The 20,901-nt window shown below is 67.8% G+C and carries 16 protein-coding genes and 1 pseudogene; 6 read left to right on the plus strand and 11 right to left on the minus strand.

Annotated elements, in window-relative coordinates:
• From Amac_RS53815 to Amac_RS56395, 5 genes and pseudogenes are all read right to left on the minus strand, one after another.
• Positions 1-1,016 (minus strand): DUF11 domain-containing protein (locus tag Amac_RS53815; protein WP_170322641.1); only part of this gene is annotated, 1,016 nt, incomplete at its 3' end.
• A 287-nt stretch (positions 1,017-1,303) separates the two neighbouring features.
• Positions 1,304-2,503, minus strand: a complete 1,200-nt coding sequence (locus Amac_RS25850; protein ID WP_170322642.1) for a CHAP domain-containing protein — start codon at positions 2,501-2,503, stop codon at positions 1,304-1,306.
• 190 nt (positions 2,504-2,693) lie between these two features.
• The gene (locus tag Amac_RS55310) at positions 2,694-4,931 is read right to left on the minus strand and encodes a serine/threonine-protein kinase (RefSeq protein WP_218041282.1); all 2,238 of its coding nucleotides are present in this window, start codon (positions 4,929-4,931) and stop codon (positions 2,694-2,696) included.
• A 137-nt stretch (positions 4,932-5,068) separates the two neighbouring features.
• Positions 5,069-6,367, minus strand: a complete 1,299-nt coding sequence (locus tag Amac_RS25860) for a hypothetical protein (RefSeq protein ID WP_155356993.1) — start codon at positions 6,365-6,367, stop codon at positions 5,069-5,071.
• 41 nt (positions 6,368-6,408) lie between these two features.
• Positions 6,409-6,534 (minus strand): annotated as a pseudogene (locus Amac_RS56395) (mandelate racemase); the annotation flags it as partial.
• 83 nt (positions 6,535-6,617) lie between these two features.
• Between Amac_RS56395 and Amac_RS25865 the strand changes: the two are divergent.
• On the plus strand, positions 6,618-8,033 hold the full coding sequence (locus Amac_RS25865) for a serine/threonine-protein kinase (protein WP_155356994.1): 1,416 nt from the start codon (positions 6,618-6,620) through the stop codon (positions 8,031-8,033).
• Here the strand turns inward: Amac_RS25865 and Amac_RS25870 are convergent.
• Positions 8,030-8,911, minus strand: coding sequence for a hypothetical protein (locus Amac_RS25870; protein WP_155356995.1), 882 nt, complete (start codon positions 8,909-8,911; stop codon positions 8,030-8,032). The two genes, Amac_RS25865 and Amac_RS25870, sit on opposite strands and share 4 nt — an antisense overlap.
• A gap of 65 nt (positions 8,912-8,976) precedes the next feature.
• Here Amac_RS25870 and Amac_RS25875 point away from each other — a divergent pair, with 65 nt between their 5' ends.
• Positions 8,977-10,197 (plus strand): alpha/beta fold hydrolase, encoded by a 1,221-nt coding sequence (locus tag Amac_RS25875; protein WP_174900227.1) that lies wholly within the window; start codon positions 8,977-8,979, stop codon positions 10,195-10,197.
• A 74-nt stretch (positions 10,198-10,271) separates the two neighbouring features.
• Complete coding sequence (locus Amac_RS25880; protein WP_155356996.1) at positions 10,272-11,078, plus strand: SAM-dependent methyltransferase; 807 nt, start codon at positions 10,272-10,274, stop codon at positions 11,076-11,078.
• A 10-nt stretch (positions 11,079-11,088) separates the two neighbouring features.
• Here Amac_RS25880 and Amac_RS25885 read toward each other — a convergent pair whose 3' ends face one another.
• The 5 genes from Amac_RS25885 to Amac_RS25905 all read right to left on the minus strand — a co-directional run bounded on the left by Amac_RS25885 (position 11,089) and on the right by Amac_RS25905 (position 18,084).
• Complete coding sequence (locus tag Amac_RS25885; protein ID WP_373869840.1) at positions 11,089-14,454, minus strand: NACHT domain-containing protein; 3,366 nt, start codon at positions 14,452-14,454, stop codon at positions 11,089-11,091.
• A gap of 15 nt (positions 14,455-14,469) precedes the next feature.
• Positions 14,470-15,291: an SAM-dependent methyltransferase gene (locus Amac_RS25890; protein WP_155356998.1), complete on the minus strand. Its 822-nt coding sequence runs from the start codon at positions 15,289-15,291 to the stop codon at positions 14,470-14,472.
• 71 nt (positions 15,292-15,362) lie between these two features.
• Positions 15,363-15,995 (minus strand): MerR family transcriptional regulator, encoded by a 633-nt coding sequence (locus Amac_RS25895; protein WP_155356999.1) that lies wholly within the window; start codon positions 15,993-15,995, stop codon positions 15,363-15,365.
• A gap of 34 nt (positions 15,996-16,029) precedes the next feature.
• Positions 16,030-16,995 (minus strand): SIS domain-containing protein, encoded by a 966-nt coding sequence (locus Amac_RS25900; protein ID WP_155357000.1) that lies wholly within the window; start codon positions 16,993-16,995, stop codon positions 16,030-16,032.
• A 15-nt stretch (positions 16,996-17,010) separates the two neighbouring features.
• Complete coding sequence (locus Amac_RS25905; RefSeq protein WP_155357001.1) at positions 17,011-18,084, minus strand: hypothetical protein; 1,074 nt, start codon at positions 18,082-18,084, stop codon at positions 17,011-17,013.
• 121 nt (positions 18,085-18,205) lie between these two features.
• On the opposite strand from Amac_RS25905, the gene Amac_RS25910 reads away from it, so the two are divergent.
• Genes Amac_RS25910 through Amac_RS25920 form a run of 3 tightly spaced genes read left to right on the plus strand, consistent with a single transcriptional unit; the run spans position 18,206 to position 20,899 of the window.
• A complete protein-coding gene (locus Amac_RS25910) occupies positions 18,206-19,099 on the plus strand; it encodes an ABC transporter permease (protein WP_246268691.1) in 894 nt (297 codons plus the stop codon).
• Positions 19,092-19,868, plus strand: a complete 777-nt coding sequence (locus Amac_RS25915; RefSeq protein WP_155357002.1) for an ABC transporter permease — start codon at positions 19,092-19,094, stop codon at positions 19,866-19,868. The genes Amac_RS25910 and Amac_RS25915 overlap by 8 nt, the downstream gene beginning before the upstream one ends.
• Entirely contained in the window at positions 19,865-20,899 is a 1,035-nt protein-coding gene (locus Amac_RS25920; protein WP_155357003.1) for an ABC transporter ATP-binding protein, read from the plus strand. Before Amac_RS25915 ends, Amac_RS25920 begins: the two co-directional genes overlap by 4 nt.
• Positions 20,900-20,901 lie beyond the last annotated feature (2 nt).

The following is a 20,901-nucleotide window of genomic DNA, read 5'->3' on the forward strand; positions in this document are numbered from 1 at the left end:
GGCGGGGGCGGCGTGATGATCACCGTGGTGTCCTCGGCCATGCTCCGGCGGCCGTTGGGCGTGGTGGCGATCACCTCGTTCCGCACCAGATCGCGCTCGCCCTTCTTGAGCACCCGGGCCACCACCGAGAACACCCGGCGCTCCCCGGCCTTGAGCGGGAATTCGGGCCAGCGCACCTCTCCATCGGCGTACGTGCCGTCGCCGGACAGGGAGACGAACTCCAGCCGCTCGCCGAACCGGTCCACCAGCGCGACCGAGGGCTCGTTCACCTCGCCGGTGTTGCGCACCGTGATGGTGTAGGTGAGCTCCTCGCCGGGCTTGGCGTCGGCGCGGTCGTCGCTCTTGCTCAGCGCCAGGCCGGTGGCCACGGTCACCAGCGTCTCGTCCACGGCCTGATCGCTCAGGCCGACCGCGGTCGCGCTGGCCGTGGTGCGCAGCACCTGGCCGGATTTCGCGTCGGCCGGCACCTTGGCGGTCATGATGAACTTCTCCTCCGCGCCCGCCGCCAGTTCGAAGCCCGGCCAGGTCACCTGGCGGTGGGTCTCGTTCCAGGCGCCACCCCGGGTGGCGGACTCGAACTGGAGGCCGCTGCCGGCCGACTCCACCAGGTTGACCTGGCCGAGCGGCAGCGTTCCCGGGTTGCTCACCGTGATCGTGTAGGTGAGGGTTTCGCCGCGCACCGCCTCCTGCTTGCGGTCGGTCTGGCTCACCGCCAGCTGGGCCGCGCCCACGAAGGTCTCGTCGGTCGCGTCGGCGATGGTGCCCTGGGCGGTGGCCATGGCCCTGGACTCGTAGCGGAAGCCCGCGATGGCCTGGTCCGGCACCCGGGCGACCACCTGGAAGACCCGCTCCGCCCCACCGGCGAGCGAGAACTTGGGCCAGTTCGCGGAGCCGCCGCCGGCGGAGCCGCCGTCCGAGGCCGACGAGACAATCAGTCCAGCGCCCAGTTCAAGCCGGGTGTCGATCGCATTGGCTTTCTCGCCTCCTTCGTTGATCACGGTAACCGTGAAGCTCACGGTGGCGGATGGCGCCACGTATGTCCGGTTGTCAGTGACTCGTACCGTCAACTGCGCCTCGCGGGACGCTGACGCCGGTAGCACCAGGCCGATGGCCAGCCCTACGAGCAGGCACCCCAGCAATACCGGCAAAAATGAACGCCGACCCCTCCGAGTATTGATCATCTAGAAATCCCCCGATCTCGGTGCACACTCGCACGACTACGGAGCGTAACAACGGCTCAGGTGTCAAGTCGAAGAGCCGTACCGTGGCGATCAGGAGAAGTTATTGCCGGGGTCGATCTTCGTTAGCCCGGATCTCCGCTCTTCCGGTGGCGTCCGCGGGCCGGTTCGTCGGAGTGCTCGGCCCAGGCGGCCTTGAGGGCGTCGGGGAGGGCGCCGCTCCGGTAGATGTCGGACGTTTCAGGTTTGCGGCGTTTACCGCGATATTGCGGTTGAGGTGGGGTGGGGTGGTGGGGGTATCGGGGCAACTCCGCTGTTGATTCGGCGGGGTCGAACCAGCTGGGGGGTTCTGTGGCGGCGACGGCGTTGACGCGGGTCCTGCGGGTTTTGGCGTAGCCGAGGGCGATGACGGCCAGCAGGAGGGGGGCGATCAGGGCTTGGGCGTTGAGGGCCTCGATGCCGCCCGCGGGGACGTGCTGGACGGCCGAGACGGGGAACGCGGCCAGGTGTCCCGCGATCCCCTCGTTGTTCTGCTGGGATTTCGGGTGCGCGGTCTTGGCGGACGGTTTCTCGGACGTCCTCTTGTTTGCGTGCTTCTTGGGCGCGGGCCCCTGGGCGGTGCGGTCTTGCTGGTTCCGCTGGCCTTGCTGGTCCGCCTGGCCTTGCTGGTCCTGCTGGTCCTGGTGGTTCTGGTGGCCCTGGTGGTCCTGCCGGTTCTGCTGGTCGCGGTGGTCGTGGGAGTTCGGGCGCCCCTCCCGCGTGGCCAGCTTGGCGGCCGGATCTTCAGAGGCGTTTTCGGGCGCGTCCCCGGAGATGACGTCGGGCGGTTTGACCGCTTCGGGCTCGGTGTCTGTTTTGACCTGGGCCGGTTGCAGTCGTTCTTTGATCTTTTCCGGGTAGCCGTACCCGACGACAGCGCTCTGGTCCCGCGACTTCTCGCGGACGCGGCTGCCGTCGACGTTGCCTTCGATCGTGGTGATCTCTTTGCCGTCCACCCCGGTGACCAGGCCGATGTGGTCGATGCCGTCGAGGCTGCCCGAGCCGTCCCAGTCGTAGAAGACGACCGCGCCCGGCACCGGCTTGTCGCCCCAGGCGCCCTGCTCGCGGAACCAGCGGGCGTGCCCGACGGTCCAGGCGAACTGCCCGAACCACTCCTGGTATCCGAGTTTGTGCGCGCCCCACGACAGGAACATGTCGCACCATGCCTGCGTGGAGTAGTCGGCATCCTGTTCGACGTTGTTGTACCACTTGCCGAACTTCGTGTGTCCATTCGGTCGTTCGGTGTAACCGATCTCCTGCCGCAGCAGGGCGATCAACTTCGCCATCTCGGGGCTCATGAGAGTGGGGGGCCTCCTGTTCCCTTCGGGGACATGAGTCACGAAGGAGGCAATCCCTCGCAAAAGGGATATTCAGTGACATCTATGCATAGAGTCAACGCACTTTACCCAAACATGAACAAACAGGAAAAGGAGGCACGGCGTCGCCGGTGCCTCCTTCAGTGCCGAACGGAGATCCTCAGAGGATGGGTCCGTCGGTGCCCTGGCTGGGTGATTCCTCGGTTTCCGGATCCGGGCAGGCCGGGCCCACGATCCTGGACGTGGAGGTCGCGGTGGCGCCGCCCGGGGAAGCGCTGACCGTGATCACTCGCTCGTCGGTGAAACCACACTGCGGCTGCTTGAAGGAGGCCGAGAACTCCTTGGTGTACTGCGTGTCGCCTTCCAGCGTGGCGCTCTGCGCATCCTTGAACTCCAGGTCACGCTCGCCGTACCGGAGGTGCTGCACGATGGACACGGTCAGCTTGACCGGAGCGGTCGAGCCGGACGTCACCTGCACGCTGGCCGTCCGGCCGTTCCACGAGGCGATCTTCACTGTCGGCGGCGCGCACTGCGGCCCCGGCACCCGCACCTGCTTGGTCTGCGGGCCGTTCGCGGCGGCCGGTTCTGTGGTGACCGTGACGCTGAAGACGGCCACCTTCTCGCAGGCCACCTCGCCCAGGTCCCCCTTGAGGCTCAGCGGGTAGGTGGTCTTGCCGGAGATGTTCGTCGACTTCGTCTGGGCCGGCTTGCCGTCCCTGGCGAACACCGCCGTCACCTTCGCCGGGCCCGGGCCGTCGGTCTTGACCTCGACGCCCGCGGTCGTGCCGTCCCAGCTGGCGATCGCCACGCTCTGCACGGCGGGGGGCGGGCACGCCGGGCCCTTGATCGGCGTCGTCTTGCTGACCGGCCCCGCCTTCGGCGTGGTGGCTATGGTGATCCTGCGATACACGGTCTTCCCGCAGGCGGGCGCGGTGAAGGCGTCCTGCACCACCGGCGTGTACGTGGTGGCCCCCGCCAGCGGGATCACCTGCGCGGGACGCGCCACCAGATGATCGGTGTCGGGCCCTTCGGCGAACACCACCCGCAGCGACACCGGCCGGTTGGCCGACGTACGCACCCGCAGCGAGGCCGACTGCCCGTCGAACGACGAGACCGCCAGCCCGGTCACCTTCAGCGGAGCGGGTGTGACGGTGGCCGTCGCGGTCACCGTGGGCGTGACGGTCGGCGTGGTCGTCGGGTCGGTCACCGGCGGCTGCGCGACCGGGGGGTCAGTGGCCTCATCGGTCGGATCCGTCACCGTCTCGCCGGTCGGTTCCGTCGGCTCCGTGGACTCCTCGGTCGGCTCCACCGTCGGCACGACCGGCTCCGGCGACTCGCTCTGCGCTGGCGGCCGGAGCGTCGTGCCCTCCGAGACGGGCGTCGCCCCGTTCGAGGCGACCAGCACCGCGATCACCACGGCCGCCACCAGCGACCCGCCGATCGCGAACCTCGGCGCGAAATGCCCGAGCCGATCCGACAGCACGGTCCGCGCCAGCGAGGTGCCCACCTCCGGCGCCGACGCCGGGCGCGCCAGCGGGAACAGCAGCGCCAGCAGGGTCGCCAGCTCGGCCAGGTGCCGCCGCCCGCGCTCCTCCCAGTCGGAGCCGTACGCCGCGACCGCCGCCGCCTCCAGATCGGCCACGAAGGCCCGCGCGGTCGGCGGGCGGTCCATCGGGTTCTTCGCCATCCCCCGCCCGACCAGGGCGCGCACCGAGGACGGCACCTCCATGGTCGGGATCGGCGCATGCTGATGCGCGTGCCGCATCCCCGCCAGGTGATCCGCCCGGTACGGCTTGCGCCCGGTCAGACACTCGAAGAACACGCACGTGGCCGCGTACACGTCGGTGGCCGGGCTGGCCGGATTGCTCGACCACTGCTCCGGCGCCATGTACGACGGCGTCCCCGACGGAACCCCCTGCTCCCCGCTGAGCGCCGCGACCCCGAAGTCGGCCAGCTTGCTGGTGCCGTCGGCCTGGATGAGCACGTTCTCCGGCTTGTAGTCGCGGTGCACGACCCCCTGGGCGTGCGCGGTCGACAGGCCGAGCAGGGAGCCCTTGAGCACGACCAGCGCCGCCTCCGGGCTGGTGGTGCCGTGTTCGGCGAGGATCCGGCGGAGCGGCACGCCGTCCACGAGCTCCATCACGATGGCGGCGTCGCCATAGGGGGACTGCACGTATTCGTAGAGCTTGACGATGTGGGCGTCCTGGAGTTCGACCATCAGCCGGGCCTCGCGCTGGAAGCCCGCCAGGAACTCGGGGTCGTTGCGCAGCCGCTCGCTCAGGTATTTGATCGCCACGAACGCGCCGGTGGACTCGTAGGTCGCCAGCACGACCCGCCCGCTGCCGCCGACGCCTAACTCACGTATCTCCCGATACCCCGGAACCGTCCACTCGCTCACCGAATTAGCCCCCTCCAACAGGCACTCGGCGCGAAGAACTAACGCCGCGTACTCATACGAAGGTCTCACCTCTACGCCAGCTTGTCACCGGAGCAGAAATGTCACCTATTCGCTGCAAACCGAATGGGTATGGCTGCTCAGCAGGTCGCGCCGCAGCTCCAGCGGGCGACTACCCACAACGTCGGGTAGGCCAGCACCAGGATCGCGAACACGTAGCTGAGATTCCAGCGCGCGATCCGGAAAGTGTCCACCCGGAACCGCGACTGCAGCACCACGTTCAACCCGGACAGCGGGCCGCCCGCCGCCTGGATGCCCCACGCGATCAGGCCGGTCATGGCGAACAGCGTCGGGTCGGGTTCGAGCGGAGCCAGCATGCTCGCCGCCACCGCCAGCGAGATGACCGGATGCACCCCGACCGCGGACAGGAAGACCATCACCAGCACGAGCGCCCACGCCTGCGGCACGCCGAACCGGAGCATGGGCGGATCCAGCGGCACCACGTCGAGCATGGCCGCGAACCCGGCCGTGAGCAGCCCGGCCGACAGGAACATGGACAGCTCGCCGCTCATCGCGGGCAGGCTCCGCCGCGCGTGCGCGACCAGCCGCCTGGCCGCCCGGCGCGGTGTCCGCACCACCAGCAGGGTGATCGTGAGCGCCGGAGCGCAGACCATGATGATCCCGGTGACCGGCACGGACGGCAGCAGCACGTGCGCGAGCACCACCAGGATCACCAGCGTCAGCGGCAGGCGCAGCGCCCCGAGCGTGAGCGGATATCCCCGGAAGTCGCGGACGGCGGGTCCGAACGCCCGGGTGATCTGCACACAGCTGATCGAAAGCGCGGCCAGCGCGAGCCCGGCGCCGACCGCCATGAGGATGGGCAGCTTCGCGGCCGGCGCGTAGGTGAGCGCCGCCGCCGACGCCCCCCAGAACGGCGACCAGAACGCCCCCGCCGAGTAGCCCCGCGACAACACCATCAGCTCGGCCCGAGGCAGTGGGATCTTACGAAATATCCGGTTCGCGATGATGTCCAGCGCGGTGAGGTTGATGACCGACCCCAGCACGTGCACGGCCATCGTCGTCTGCCACACCCCCGACCGCCCCGTCGGCGCCTTGTGCTCGCCGGTACGCCCCCGGGGCGCCACCAGCCGCACGAACGAGATGGCCGCCAGCATGCTGATCATCGGCTGATTCGCGGCCAGCGCCAGCCGCCAGTCCGGCGTCACCCCGTGCGCGATCCCGATCCCGAGACCCACCACGCCGAGCGCGGCGAGCAGCACCACGATCGCCCGATACCGCCGGGTCAGCCGCTGGAGCAGGAGAATCCCTGCCACCCAGGTGACCGCCCCGGCCGCGAGCATGGCGGGACGCCAGGCCAGCCCCGCGATCGAGAGGGCGATCGCGGCGGCCAGCAGCGCGGCGGGCAGCTGCCGGGTCACCTGCGGCCTACGCCGCGAGTTCGTGCAGCACCTTGCCCACAGCTCAAGCCGTAACTGAGCGCGGGGTTCATCTGCAGCACGTCCCGATCTTTGCGCAAAACGCCATAAATAACCAAATTCCGGGCGTCCTGGAAGGACGTCAGGTTCTCCCCGGTCGCCAGCGGCCCCGGATAGCGATCCCCGGGCCAAGATTCGGCTGAACCCGCGCGCGGCGTACCTTTGGACGGGCCAGGAACCGCAGGAGGATCGAATGGCCGCAGGCCCGCTGGAGAGCACCGACCCGCGCACGCTGGGTGGCTTTGAGATCGTCGCCCGGTTGGGGGAGGGCGGGCAGGGTGTCGTGTACGAAGGCTGGTCGGCGGCGGGGGAGCGGGTCGCGATAAAGGTGCTCAAAGGGGGCACTGATCCGGTGACCCGGCGGCGTCTGGCCCGGGAGTTGGAGGCCGCGCGTAGCGTCGCGCCGTTCTGTACGGCCCGGGTGCTCGCCGCCGAACTCGACCGGCCTGAACCGTATGTGGTGAGCGAGTTCGTGGCTGGGCCCTCGCTGCACGATCGGGTCAAGACCGGTGGTCCGCTGCGGGATGGGGATCTGGATCGGCTCGCGGTCGGTACGGCTTCCGCGCTCGCGGCCATCCACGCCGCCGGGATCGTGCACCGGGATTTCAAGCCGGGGAACGTGCTGCTCGGGCCGGATGGGCCCAGGGTGGTGGATTTCGGGATCGCGCGTCCGTTGGATGGGGCGACCGCGACCTCGGAGTTGGCGGGGACGCCGCCGTACATGGCGCCGGAGCAGTTGCGGGGGGTGCCGGCGTCGGCGGCGGCGGATGTGTTCGCCTGGGCGGCGACGATGGTGTTCGCGGCGACCGGGCGGGCGCCGTTCGGGCAGGACACGGTGGCTTCGGTGTTTCATCGCCTGCTGAGCGCGCCGCCGGATCTGGCGGGGGTGCCGGAGAGCCTCCTGCCGGTGTTGCGGGATTGCCTGGCGAAGGACCCGGAGCATCGGCCGACGGCGAAGGAACTGATGATCCGCCTGGTCGACCCGACGCGAGAGTCGACCGCCGTGCTCGCACCGGATTTAACGCGATTTATTGGGACGACGGCTCCGACGGTGGTTTCGCCTACGGCCATGCTCGGGGTGAGCGATCGGCGGGTCCCCCGGCGGGCGATTGCCGCGATCGTGAGCGGGGCGGCGGTGGTCGTCGCGATCGTCGCCTTCTTCCTGATCAACCAGGGCACGACCCTGCCGTCCGGTGGCCCTTCGGAGCCGGTCGTCAGCGCGGAGACCGGAACCGAGCCGGGGACTACGTCGGAGATTACGACGGGGACTACTTCGGGGCCTGCGACGGGGACGCTGGTGTCCGGGGCGTTCGCGGGGACGTGGAAAGGAGACGTCGTCTCCCAGGACAGCCGGAAGGACACGTACGGCCTCACGATCATCCTGGGAGAGGGTGATCGTGAGGGATACGCGATCCGGGAGAGCTGCGAGCAAGCGCTGCGAGTCACCCGGAATCGGGGCAACGCGCTCGATCTCACCATGGAACAGCAGGGTCAGTGTGTGGGCGGGGATATCACCCTCACGTCTTCCGGTGGGGACACGCTGGTATACGAAGGGCAGGAGGGCGGCGGCTCCCTGGCGTACCGAGGAGAGCTCAGCCGCTCGTCCTAACCGCCGCGAACCAGCTGGAACGCGTACGGGCCTGTCTTCGCCGAGTTCGATCGGACGATCAGCGCGTACTTGCCGTCGCCGTTTGAGAGCGCCATGTCGAAATCCCCGCAAAGCGGGACCGGCTGGCGGGCGTTGGCGATGTTGGTGTAAGCCGCGTCCACGAGTTCCAGTTCGATCGCCGTGCACGCGCCGGTGCCGCCGACGACCTTGATGGCCGTCGCGCCGTCCGAGTCGAACTCGAAACGGTCGATTCGTCCGGGGACGTCCAGGCGTCCGGCCCCGGCGGGGCTGCCTTCTTCGATCTTCATGCCGATGGTGACCGGGAACGTGCGGGGCTTCACGGTCGCGATGCGGAAGCCGTACGGGCCGATGGTGTTGTTGTTGCCCCAGACCTCCAGCCGGTGGGTGCCCGCCTTGGTGAGCTTGAAGACCCAGGTGCCGAAGGACAGGCTGAGGTTGGGCAGGCCGACCGGTTCGTCGTCGACGTCGGAGAAGGCCTGGAACTGCAGGTCGGTGGAGCCGTTCATGTCGGCGACGTAGAACTCGCGGGCTTCGCCCAGGTCTATGACGTACACGTCTTTCTGGCCGGCGCGGGTGAGCTCGCCGGAGACGACGCTGCCGTCGATGAGGGTTCCGCCGGGCTGGACGGTGGCCCCGGTGGTCTCCCCAGTGGTTTCCTCGGTGGGTTCGGTTGCGGGTTCGGTAGCGGTTGCGGTGGCTTCTTCGGGTTCCTGGGTGGCGACGCTGACCACTTCGGGGGCGGCCGCGTCGGTGTTCGGGGAGGTTGCGGCCGGGCCGCAACCCATCAGGGCCAGGCTGACCGCGGTCAGGGCGAGTGCGGTCTTCACCAGGCCGGAGACGGTGGGAGAGTTCGTCATGTCCCCGATTGTGGGCAGTCCTCCTTACGGGAGGGTTGAACTCCGCTAACGGGTACCTTGGCGCAATGACCGTTCTGTTGCCGGGTGTCGCGCTCAGCGACCATTCGTTCACCGTTCCGCTGGACCACGCCGACCCGGGCGGCCGGACCATCGAGGTGTTCGCGCGCGAAGCGGTCGACCCGGCGCGGCGTGGCGAGGACCTGCCGTGGCTGCTGTTCCTCCAGGGCGGTCCCGGCGGCAAGTCCCCCCGCCCCACCTCGGCGGACGGCTGGCTCGGCCACGCGCTGCGCACCCACCGCGTGCTCCTGCTCGACCAGCGCGGCACCGGCCGCAGCACCCCGGTCACCGCCCGCACCCCCGACCTGGCCGGGGAACTCCACCACTTCCGGGCCGACGCGATCGTGGCCGACGCCGAACTGATCAGGCGGCGGCTGACCGACCGGCCCTGGGACACCCTCGGCCAGAGCTACGGCGGCTTCCTCACGCTGACCTACCTCTCCCAGGCTCCCGAAGGGCTCCGCACCTGCTACATCACCGGCGGCCTGCCCGGCCTGGACGCGACGGCCGACGACGTCTACGCGCGCACCTACCCCCGCGTCCTGGACAAATGCCGCCGCTACCTGGCCCGCTTCCCCGCCGACGCCGCCAGGATCGAGGCCATCGCCGACCAGCTGCGCACCCACGACGTACGCCTCCCCGACGGCGACCGCCTCACCGTGCGCCGCTTCCAGACCCTCGGCATGATGCTCGGCACCGGCGAGGGCGCGCAGCGCCTGCACTGGCTCATCGACGAGGGCGTCACCGACGATTTCCTCCATCAGGTCATGACCGAAACCAGCTTCGCTGGCAACCCGCTCTACGCCGTCCTGCACGAATCCATCTACACCCAGGGCGCCGCCACGAACTGGTCGGCGGCCCGCCTGCTGCCCCCCGAACTCGCCGAGGACGCCGCCCCGCTGCTCTTCACCGGAGAAATGATCTACCCCTGGATGTTCGACGACATCCGCGCCCTCCGCCCCCTCAAACCCGCCGCCGACCAGCTCGCCACCCGCGCCGCCTGGCCTCCCCTCTACGATCCGAACCGGCTGGCCGCCAACGAGATCCCCGTCTTCGCGGCCGTCTACCACGACGATATGTACGTGGACGCGGCGCTCTCCCTGGAGACCGCGCGCCGGGTGGGCAACGTGCGAACCTGGGTCACCAACGAGTGGGAACACGACGGCGTACGGGTGTCCGGCGGACAGGTTTTGGCCCGCCTCATGGACATGGCTTCCGGACGGATATAACCCCGGAAAGGCGATAAATCCTCATATCGTTGGGCTAAGATCGTCAGCGAACGTGTTGAGGGTTTGGGGGATCGATGGAATTCGAGCAGGCACCCACGGGGATCGACCCGAACATTCCGAGCGTCGCCCGGATGTACGACTTCTTCCTCGGCGGCAAGGACAACTTCGCCTCCGACCGGGCCGCGGCCCAGAAGATCATCGAGCTCACTCCCAACGTCCGCGAGGGAGTCCAGGCCAACCGCCGTTTCCTCAGCCGCGCCGTCAACTTCCTCACCGGGACCGGTATCCGCCAGTTCCTCGACATCGGCGCCGGCCTCCCCACTCAGGAGAACGTGCACCAGGTCGCCCTCCGCGCCGCCTCCGACTCCCGGATCGTCTACATCGACAACGATCCCATCGTGCTCGCCCACGGCCGCGCCCTGCTCGCCGACAACCAGCAGACCATCGTCCTGGACGGCGACCTCCGCGAACCCCTCGCCATCCTCAAGGACCCCCGCGTCAACGCCCACCTCGACTTCACCCGTCCCGTCGGCGTGCTCCTGCTGGCCGTCCTCCACTTCATCCCCGAAGACGACCTGGCCGAGACCATCGTGCAAACCCTCCGCGACCACCTCGCCCCCGGCAGCGCCATCGTCATCAGCCACCTCTCCTACGGAGACCTCGACGAATCCCAACTAGCCGAAGGCACCGCCGTCTACACCCGCACCACCGCCGGCGCCGTCCGCCCCCGCTCCCACACCCAAATCCTCAACTTCTTCAACGGCTTCACCCTCGTCGACCCCGGCCTAGTCTCCACCGACGACTGGCGCCCCGACCCCTCGTCCCCCCGCCTCCCCCTCCTCCCGGGCGTAGACGGCTTCAGCGGCGTCGGCCTCCTCTAACTCCCACCGATCAGGTCGGCCAGACAAGGCGGTAGCGTCCGCCGTCGGCGCGGATGATGCGGCGGGCGCGGTGGAACAGATGCGGATGTTCGCGTTCGATGCCGATCAGCTCGTCCGCGCGTAGTCGGCGGACGACATCGAAGGCGGTCGCTGGGACTTCGGACGGGTCAACGTCCAACTCCATGAGCGTTACCGCCGCCTCCAGGTATAACCAACCGGGGAGGGGGAGTTCGTAAAGGACCCGACCGAGGAGTTCTAGATAATCACGGTCGCGTGCCACCAGGTAAAGGGCACATGTGACCAGGTAGTCTCCCTCGCCCACAATGATGGGGTCGAGGCTTACCAGCGGCAATGCCTGAATCAGAAGAGCGGACGCTTCCGGCGCGGTTAAGTTTCGCAGATCCTCAAAGAGACGGATTAACACCTCGCGAAGGAAATGCTCGCGTGGTAATCGTCCAATCCGGGAGATCATCTCGAAGACGCGAGCGTAGGCCTCTGTGAGCGGGGGGTGGTCGACTGGATAGATCTGCTTGTCGGGGAGCCGTAGATCGTTAAAAGCGGTGAACAGGGAAGTTGAGGCCCCGTCGCTGGTGCTGGCGATGGAGGTCACCGCGTAAGGCATGGAATGAAAGATAGGGGTGAAGATTTCCGCATTCACGGATCGGCCGGCCCCGGTGTCGAGCATGGTGTGAGCGGGAAGTGCCCGCCACTGCCGAGGATCGGCGGTTGGGGGCTTGTTGTGCGCCCATGCCAGTGGGTCCTGGGTTTCCCATATGACATCGCGGGTGGTCTGGAGTTCTCCCACCTTGGATCGGTAGCTCACGGGAAGCACCTGGTGTGAGCCCGTCCAATACACGGTCAGCACTCTCCTGTCCCCGTCCCACGAACGGGCGATTCCCAGCGCGGATACCATGCTGGGCCACTCATCGTGATGCATCCCGGCCCGCCAGAGATCGACCAAGTGCTGCCAACGCCACACCGCCTCGGCATCGGGGCCGAACAACTCTGCGGCGGTCACCGGTCCCGTCAGGACCGTGGTCAGCAGGACAAGGTTGGCGGTCTGCCGGGCGATGCGCTGGATCGCCGACAAAGCCATGGGTTCATAGTTCGAGCGGGTCAGTTCGGTGCCGAAGTAGATTTCCTGGAACTGGTGCTGGAGAAACGGCCTCAGGTTCTCGCCCGGTTCGGAGATGTTGATCAGGAACTCCGGGATCGACGCGCGGACCGACAGGACGGCGAACGACAGCAGGGCACCCAGGGGCCTCCGATCGGGACGCGGGCTGAATATCCCGCCCAGGATGCCTTCGTGATCGTGTATCTCTCGCGCGGCTCCCTCGCGCAGCAGATCCCGGACCAAGCGCGCGATCAGATATTCACCGAAGGTGGCGTGCAGGAATTCATAGGTGCTTAGCTCATTGGAATCCTGGAGCGCCAGTGCCTGGTGCATGAAAAAGAACCGGCCGATGACCGTCTGGGCCGCAGTCAGCGGACGCTGGAAGCCCACTCCGGGAGTCGGAGGGTCGGGGATCAACGCGGTGAGGTCTCGATCCAGGTCATCGTGGGTGACCCACTGCTGACCTCGATTGAACATGGCGAACGCGGCCACTGAAAGCCGGAGTAACTCCCGTTCGATCGCCGCCTCGCGCCGGGCGGGGGAAAGGCTGGGTTCGTGCTTGTCGACCTCCCGGGCGGCGAAACCGTGCAGCAGGCGCTCGTACAACTCGCCGAGGCTGAGTCCACTCGCTTCGTGCAAGGCTCCCTTGGATGTCGGCGTTGGACCGGTGGCCGAGTCGGCGTCGTACAGCGCGAGCATCAGCAGGAGCAGTGGTTGCTCGGCAAGTTCACGGTGCGCAAGCACGTCGTCATATGCAAGCGGCTCACGGCCGGTCGAGGCGAAATGAGTGGCGTTGGTGCTGTTCCAGGTGTCAATCCACAATTTCACCTGGTCGTCGGAGAACGGCTCCAGCTTTACGGCGACGGTTCCGCCGGGCAAGCGGCAGCGGTCGGCGACGGCCGTCCGGGTGGTGACGATCACGGCTACCGGGCGGCCGAGCTCGGCTTCGCGGGTCTGGAATTCGGCGGCCTGGACGAGATAGTCGGCTCGATTGACGCCGGTCGCCTGGAGTAGTTCGTCGAGGCCGTCCAGAAGGACAATCGGGAGGGCACCGTCGGCGGAGCGAGACAGTTCGGGCCAATTCAGTGTTTCACCAGTGGCGACGCGGATCGCCGCCTCGATCTGCTCCTGGATTCCGGCGTCGGCGGGGACCTGGCGGAGCGGAACGCGGATCGGCAGGAAATCCCCAGCGGGGAGACGAGCGGCGAGCACTTGGGTGAGTACGGACTTCCCCACGCCCGGCTGGCCGAGAACCAGCAGTGGCGAACGGGTAGCGGCCATCGAGGTCACGAACCCGGCCAGCATCTGCTGGAGGTCGTCCCGGATCGGCTCGGCCGCCCAGGACTCCTCCAGGCTGAGATCCTCCTGTCCGGTAATGACGCGAAATCGTGGGTTGACGTATCCATCGGCGAGGGTGGGCAGGGCCAGGTTCCCCGGCCGGTCTTTGGTCGGGCTGATCGGGCGGGCAAGGGCCGCGTGGTTCAAGGCAAGGATGCTCCGCAGTTGGGGAGGCGGGACCCGGCCGGAGGTGATGGCGGCGAGCATGGAGTTCAGGCCGCCGAGCCCGTGGCGGATCTGCTCCTGAGTCTCGTGATGTTCGCGTTGGTACGCCCAGAAGGCGAACTCGGGGAACTCGATGGCGAGCTGGCGGTACATCTGCTCGTAGCGGTCTGCGGCGAAGCGCGGCAACCGGTAGATCTCCCGCTGCGCCCGGTCCTTCTCAGTCGAATTGAGCTCTTCCCAAACGGCCAGACCGGCGATGAAGGCTATCAACGAATCGCAGGCGAGAGAGTAGGCCTTGTGCTGGCGGCGGAACAGTATTCCCGCCGCGATCTCGGACATCGGGATGCCGTCTGACGATTCCAACGGGAAACGCAGCGCGGCACGCCGGGGCTTGCCCGCGGAAAAGATCGCGCTCTTCTCGGCGTAGGTGAGGTCCAGGCGCTTGAGACTGAAGGGCACCTCGATGTCATCGAGGGCTTCGAAGAACGCGGTCGTGATGATGATCGTGTGTGCCGCGTGCAAACGTTCCGTTCTCGTGTAGCGGCTGGTACCGGTGACCTTCTCACGGAGCGAGCCAATGAGCTGGTGGCCTAGCCGTACCGCCTCGGTCTTGGCGTCGAACAAGCTGAGCGCGACCCCGCTCGTCCCCGGGATCATGGCCGCTCCCAGGAGCAGGCCGCCGAAAGCTCGATCCAGAGCCTGGAGCGTGCGGGTTTCGCCCCCCAGCACCCGGACCGCTTCCCCATAGCTGAACTGCATCGTCACAGGAGCTCCTCAGCGGGTGATCGTGCCGACGCCTCCCAGAACATAAGGCTTGGCGGTGTCCATTCGTGGGGGAACGGGGTGGTCTGGGCGCCAGTCGTGGACGGGGACGAGGCCGGGGTCGAGGAGGGTGGTGCCGGTGAAGAAGTTGGTGAGGCAGGTGAGGGAGCGGTCGGCGGCGGGGCCGGTGGAGGTGCGGGCGTAGATGGCGCGGCCTTCGGCGCGTTCGGCGGGGGGCATGTCGCCGGCGTAGATGTGGGTGATCACGATGTGGCTGCCCGTGGGGAGGGCGTCCCGCACGTGGGCGACGACCGCGAGGGCGTCGCGGTCGGAGGTGATGAAGTGCAGGACGGAGAGCATCAGGGCGGCTGTCGGGAGCTCGGGGTCGAGATGGGCGAGCAGTTCGGGGTGGTCGAAGATGGATTTGGGCTCGCGGAGGTCGCCTTCGATGGCGATGGTCCGGGGGTTGTTGGCCAGGAGGGCGCGGGCGTGGGCCAGGACGACCGGGTCGTTGTCGACATATACGACTTTGGCGTCGGGGGCGAGGCGCTGGGCCACCTCGTGGGTGTTCTCCCGGGTGGGCAGGCCGGCGCCGATGTCGATGAACTGGCGTACGCCGGTCTTGGTCAGGTGTTCCACGGCTCGGCGCAGGAATGCCCGGTTCTCGCGAGCGAGTTCGCGTACGCCGGGGACCAGCCGGATGACCTCCTCGGCCGCCTCGCGGTCCGCGCTGAAGTTGTCCTTGCCGCCGAGCCAGTAGTCGTACATCCGCGCGACACTGGGAACAGCGGGGTTGAGCCCCGGTGGCACCTCGCCCGATTCGCTCAACGTCATGCTCCTCGACCCCTGGACGGAAGCCAATCTTAGAGCGATATAGGCGATATATACGCGCTGGCGGGGTGGCTTTAGGTCGTGAGGATTCTGGCGGATTCGGATTCGTGGGCGAGGCGGCGGATGGTGTCCAGGACCCGGCCGTACATGACGGTGCCGATGATGAGGGCTTCCACGGTGGTTTCGCGGGGGGCGTCGAAGGGGATTTGGTGGATTTCGTGGGTCTGGACCAGGGTTTGGGCGGCGGTGGCGTACGGGATGAGGTCGGCGAGGGTGGGTTCGGAGCCGAGGCGGCGGAGAGCGACGATGGTTTGGGCTAGTTCTTCGCGGGCGGGGGCATTGGGTTCGATCTGCCAGTCGTAGGCGGCGATGAGTTGGTCGACCATCTCGCGGGCTTCCTGCCAGTCGGGGGTTTCCTCGTGGGGTTCGACGCCGGGGCTGAGGGCGTAGTGGGCGGTGCCGAGCATCTTGTGCACACCGAGGGTCTCGTCGTCGACGGCGTCGATCACTTTGCGGATGGCGGCGACGGGGAGGCGGCCGACCTCCAGGAGGGCGCGGATCAGGCGCAGGCGGCGCAGGTGGGTCTGGCCGTATTCGGCGCGGGTGGCGGAGGTTTGCTCGCCTTGGGGGAGGAGGCCTTCGCGCAGGTAGTACTTGATGGTCGGGATGGGCACCCCGGATTCGGCGCTGAGCTGGGAGATCCGCATACCGAAGAGGGTACCTGTGGATTAGACAGCAATGCTATCCAACTGGAGATCTTTGCCAGAATGACGCGGCGATCAGTTCGGCGATCAGGGTTTCGGTGAGCAGGGCCACGTCGGGGTCGTCGTCGTGGCGGTAGCGGATCGACGCCTTTTGTCCGGGGAGTTCGCCGCCCACCGTCAGGACCGTCGATTCGCGCTGGCGAATCCACTCCATCGCCTGGTCGTCGTAGCGAGAGCCGGGGAAGAACAGGGCGCGGTAGTCGTAGGTCTTGGTGAGGTAGACGTCCACGTGTGACCAGTCTCCGGTCTCGCAGGCGTCGGCCTGACGCCGTGGGCCTTCCCGGAACATCAGCGCCGACTGCTGCGCGGAGGACAATCGCTCGGCGGGTGCGATCGTGTACACGCCATGCGGCCCGTCCAGCAGCGAGATCGCCTGATCCAGCCACGCTCCCCGCCGATCGAGCAGATCAGCACTGGCCTCCGCCACCCGCCGCACAAGTCCCGAAATATCGCCACCTGTCCCCGTCAACCGATCAACGAGCCCCAGCAGCAAAGCCAGCGTGTGCTGAAATGTCCGGCAAGCGACGCCACCGTTCTCCGCCCCGGCCAGCATCGGCGCCACCACATCCGCGCCCTCCGCGACCGCCGACTCAACCTGGTTGGTCACCGCGACCACCCGCGACCGCCCCCGATACCGCGCCACCGCGTCCAGCGTCTCCCGGCTCCCTCCAGACGCCGAAATCGCCACAACCAACGTCGACGCATCAGCCGGATACCCCCCAGCCGCCGAGGCATACTCCGCCACCGCGTCAATCCCCGCCACCCGCAACCGCAGCGCCGCCACCCCCGCCGCGTACCGGGAACTCCCCATCCCCAAGAAGACAACCCGCCGCACATCCAACGGCACCCCACCCAGGAGATCACCCCCATCCCACGCATCGGCAAGCGCGAACAGCGCCTCAGGCTTCGCTTCCAAATCAGCCAAATACAACGCCGCGTCCATCAAGGGCCTTTCGATCTAGAACCAGGTGCGGAGGACGCCCATGGGGGCGTAGCGCCAGCGGGGGAGGTGGTGGGCGGCGTAGAGGAGTTCGCGGCATTCCTGTTCGATCTCGAAGGGGCGCAGGAGTGAGCGATCCAGGAGCTCTGACTGTCCGGCTTCCGCCAATTTCGTGACATAGGCGGTTTCGAGGGCTTCGCGGGTCATCCAGGACCATGCGGCCATCGCCTGGGGATCAGCCCCGCGCCGCTTCACGGCCACCTGGGCCACATGCTCAAGGCTGGTGGTCAGCTGGGCGAGATCCCGAGCCACCGGCTGGTACGGCAAAGCCCCCGAAACCGTCGGATTCCCATCAAAATCCACGATCGCCAACCCATCCCGCCACCGCAGCACCTGCCCCACATGCAGATCCCCATGAACACGCACCACCGGCGTCTCCCCGGCCACCGCGAGCGGCGCGAGCTCACGCCGGAGATCCCCCTCATGCGCGGCCAGCCACGCCGAATCCTCCGCGTCCTCGGTCACCCGAAGCGCCTCACCCAGCGCCTCGAACGCCCGCCCCGCCCACGACGCCTCCGCCACCCGCACAGGATCCGGCAACACACTCGACGGCGTCGCCAGCGCGACATGCAACTCCGCCGCCATCCGCCCGAGCTCGCCCGCGAAAGCCGTACCCCCCGAAACGGCCTCATCGACGCACCACTCCCAGCCATCCCTGGCCTCGGGCAGGTATGCGGTCACCAGCGCCAGCAGCTCATCCCCGCAGAACACCGCCGCGTACGGCTCCGCGATCGCCCGGAACCCCACCTCCGCCAGATGCGCGAACAACTCAGGCGCGGGCGAATCATCAGAAGGCCTCGCAAACCACTTAACCACTACGGTTTCACCTACGATCACCGAGTGGTTTGTCTGATCGGCCGGAATCACCCGTTCCCCGGCCGGGATGGGCGGAAGGGGACGCATGCTCCGTACGACGAAAGGATCCGGCGGATCCAGCAGGGTGCGCAGGAGCGTCTCCGAGAGGCCCGGTTCGATCGGGCGTCCCGGGATCAGGGTGGCCGTCGCCGACAGCCGCCACCGTGGAGTGTCCACGCCTACTCCTGAACGTCGCTTCAACAAGAAACACAAATGTAAAGCTCACCGTGCCCAGCAAAGTCTTGTCTAAGTTGAGTTCTCCTGCAACACTCGCGAATCATCAGGAAGGGAGCGCCGCTTGTCCGGAAATCTCACGAAGGCTTCGGAGACTTCCCGGAGGCCGCCAGGCTGGGGAAGGGCCGCCGCGGCGGTGTTCTTCCTGGCGCCCGGACTGACCGCCCTGATCGTGCTGGCCATCGTGCCCATGATCTTGATGCTGACCTACATGTTCTTCCCGCGAGGACGCTTCGGCGGGGTCGTCTACGAGTTCACCCTGGAGAACTTCGCCCGCCTCAACGACCCCCTCTACCTGGGCGTGATCGGCGACTCGCTCGTCATCGCCGGCCTGGTCACCCTGATCGCGCTGCTGATCGGCTACCCGACCGCCTACGCGATCGCGCAACTGCCGCCGCGCTGGAAGACCATCGCCCTGGTGGCGATCATGCTGCCGTTCTGGACGAACTTCCTGATCCGCATCTACGCCTGGATCGTGCTGCTGTCCGGTCCTGGCCTGGTCAACGACGCGCTCACCGGGCTCGGGCTGGTCGACGAGCCGCTGGAGCTCCTCTACAACGAGGGCACGATCGTGCTCGGCCTCGTCTACGGCTACCTTTCGCTCATGATTCTGCCGATCTACTCGGCCGTGGAGAAGCTCGATCCCCGGCTGCGTGAGGCGTCCGCCAACCTGGGCGCGAGCCCGTTCCGCACGTTCCTCAGCGTGACGCTGCCGCTGACACTGCCCAGCGCGCTGATTGGCGCGGTGCTGGTGTTCGTGCCCAGCTTCGGCAATTACGTGGTGCCGGAACTGCTCGGCGGCGGAAAGGCGATCATGGTGGGCAACATGATCAGAGACCAGTTCCTCAAGGCCCGCGACTGGCCGTTCGGCGCGACGCTGGCTTTGGTCATGATTGTTTTCACGTTCGTGCTGCTCATCGCCCAGGCCGTGGCCTCCAGGAGGGTGCGCAATGCGTAGGCGGAACCTGGGCGTCTACGTGCCGCTCTGGCTGACGTACGTGTTCTTCTACGCGCCGATCGTGGTCATGGTGGTGATGTCGTTCAACTCCAGCGACTCGCCGTTCGGCTTCGACGGCTTCAGCCTGAAGTGGTACGGCGCGCTGGCCGAGAACGACAACGTGCTGCGCGGCCTGGTCAACACGCTGATCGTCGCGGTGGGCACGACGGTGATCGCCACGGTCGTCGGCACCATGCTCGCCGTCGGCCTGGCCCGCTACACCCGGTCCAAGATCCTGGACGCGCTGGCCACCCTCCCGGCCATCCTGCCGGAACTCATGCTCGCGGTCGGGCTGCTCATCTTCTACTCCACCGTGCGGTTCACCCTCGGCCTGCACTCGATCCTGCTGGCCCACCTGACGTTCGGCATCCCGCTGGTCGCCGTCGTCGTCCGGGTCCGCCTGGCCTCCATGGACATGTCCCTCGAAGAGGCCTCCCGCGACCTGGGCGCCGGCCCGATCCCCACGTTCCTGCGGATCACGCTGCCCGGCCTGATGCCGGGCGTGGCCGCCGGCGCGCTGCTGGCGTTCACCTTCTCCCTCGACGAGTTCGTGCTCGCGTTCTTCACCGCCGAGCCGACCGAACCGACGCTGCCGATCGTGATCTACTCCATGATCCGCTTCGGCGTGACCCCCGACATCAACGCCCTGGCGACGATCCTGCTGGTGGTCAGCTTCACCGCCGTGATCGCCGTCCAGCGGATGACCCGACTGACGGAGTCGTTCAAATGACGCTGCTTTCCATCGAGGGAGTGTCCCGGAAGTTCGGGGACGTCGTCGCTCTTTCCGATGTCACGCTCGACATCAAGGCGGGGGAGTTCTTCGCCCTGCTCGGGCCGTCGGGGTGTGGCAAGACCACGCTGCTGCGCATCCTGGCCGGCTTCGAATGGCCGGACCGCGGCAACGTCCGCCTCGACGGCGCCGACCTGCTGCGCCAGCCGCCGCACCGGCGGCCGGTCAACCTGATGTTCCAGTCCTACGCGCTGTTCCCGCACATGACCGTCGCCAAGAACGTCGCGTACGGCCTGGAGCGCGAGGGCCTGCCCCGCGCCGAGATCAAGACCAGGGTCGGCGAGGTGCTGGAGAAGGTCGGCCTGGACACGATGGCCGGGCGGCGGCCCGCCCAGCTGTCCGGCGGCCAGCAGCAGCGGGTCGCGCTGGCCAGGGCCATCGTCAAGCGCCCCCGCATGCTGCTGCTGGACGAGCCGCTGTCCGCGCTGGACAAGAAGGTCCGCGCGGAGATGCAGCTGGAGCTCAAGCGGCTCCAGCACGAGGTCGGCATCACCTTCGTGGTCGTCACCCACGACCAGGAGGAGGCGATGTCCCTCGCCGACCGCATCGCCGTCATGGACAACGGCCTGATCGAGCAGGTCGACGCCCCCATCGCCCTCTACGACCGGCCGCGCACCCGGTTCGTCGCCGACTTCATCGGCGCCAATAACCTCTTCACCGGTACGGTCACCGCCGGCGGCTTCGAAGTCCCGGGCCTCGGCCCGCTGCCCTGCAAGACCGACCTGCCCAACGGGATCGCGGTCCTGGCCGTGCGCCCCGAGCGGGTCCGGCTCGGCGACCCCGGACGCGGTGCCGCCGACGGAACCGTGGTCGACGTGAGCTTCTTCGGCGGTATCTCGCACATCGCGGTGGACGTGCCGGGACATGACCGGAAGGTGCTGGTGGCCACGCAGGGGTCGGCGCGGATCGCCCCGGGCGCGGCGGTCGGGCTGTTCTGGAACCCGGACGACGCCGTGCTCGTGCCCGCGTAGCG

The sequence above is a fragment of the Acrocarpospora macrocephala genome (genome assembly GCF_009687865.1).
Taxonomy (GTDB): Bacteria; Actinomycetota; Actinomycetes; order Streptosporangiales; family Streptosporangiaceae; genus Acrocarpospora; species Acrocarpospora macrocephala.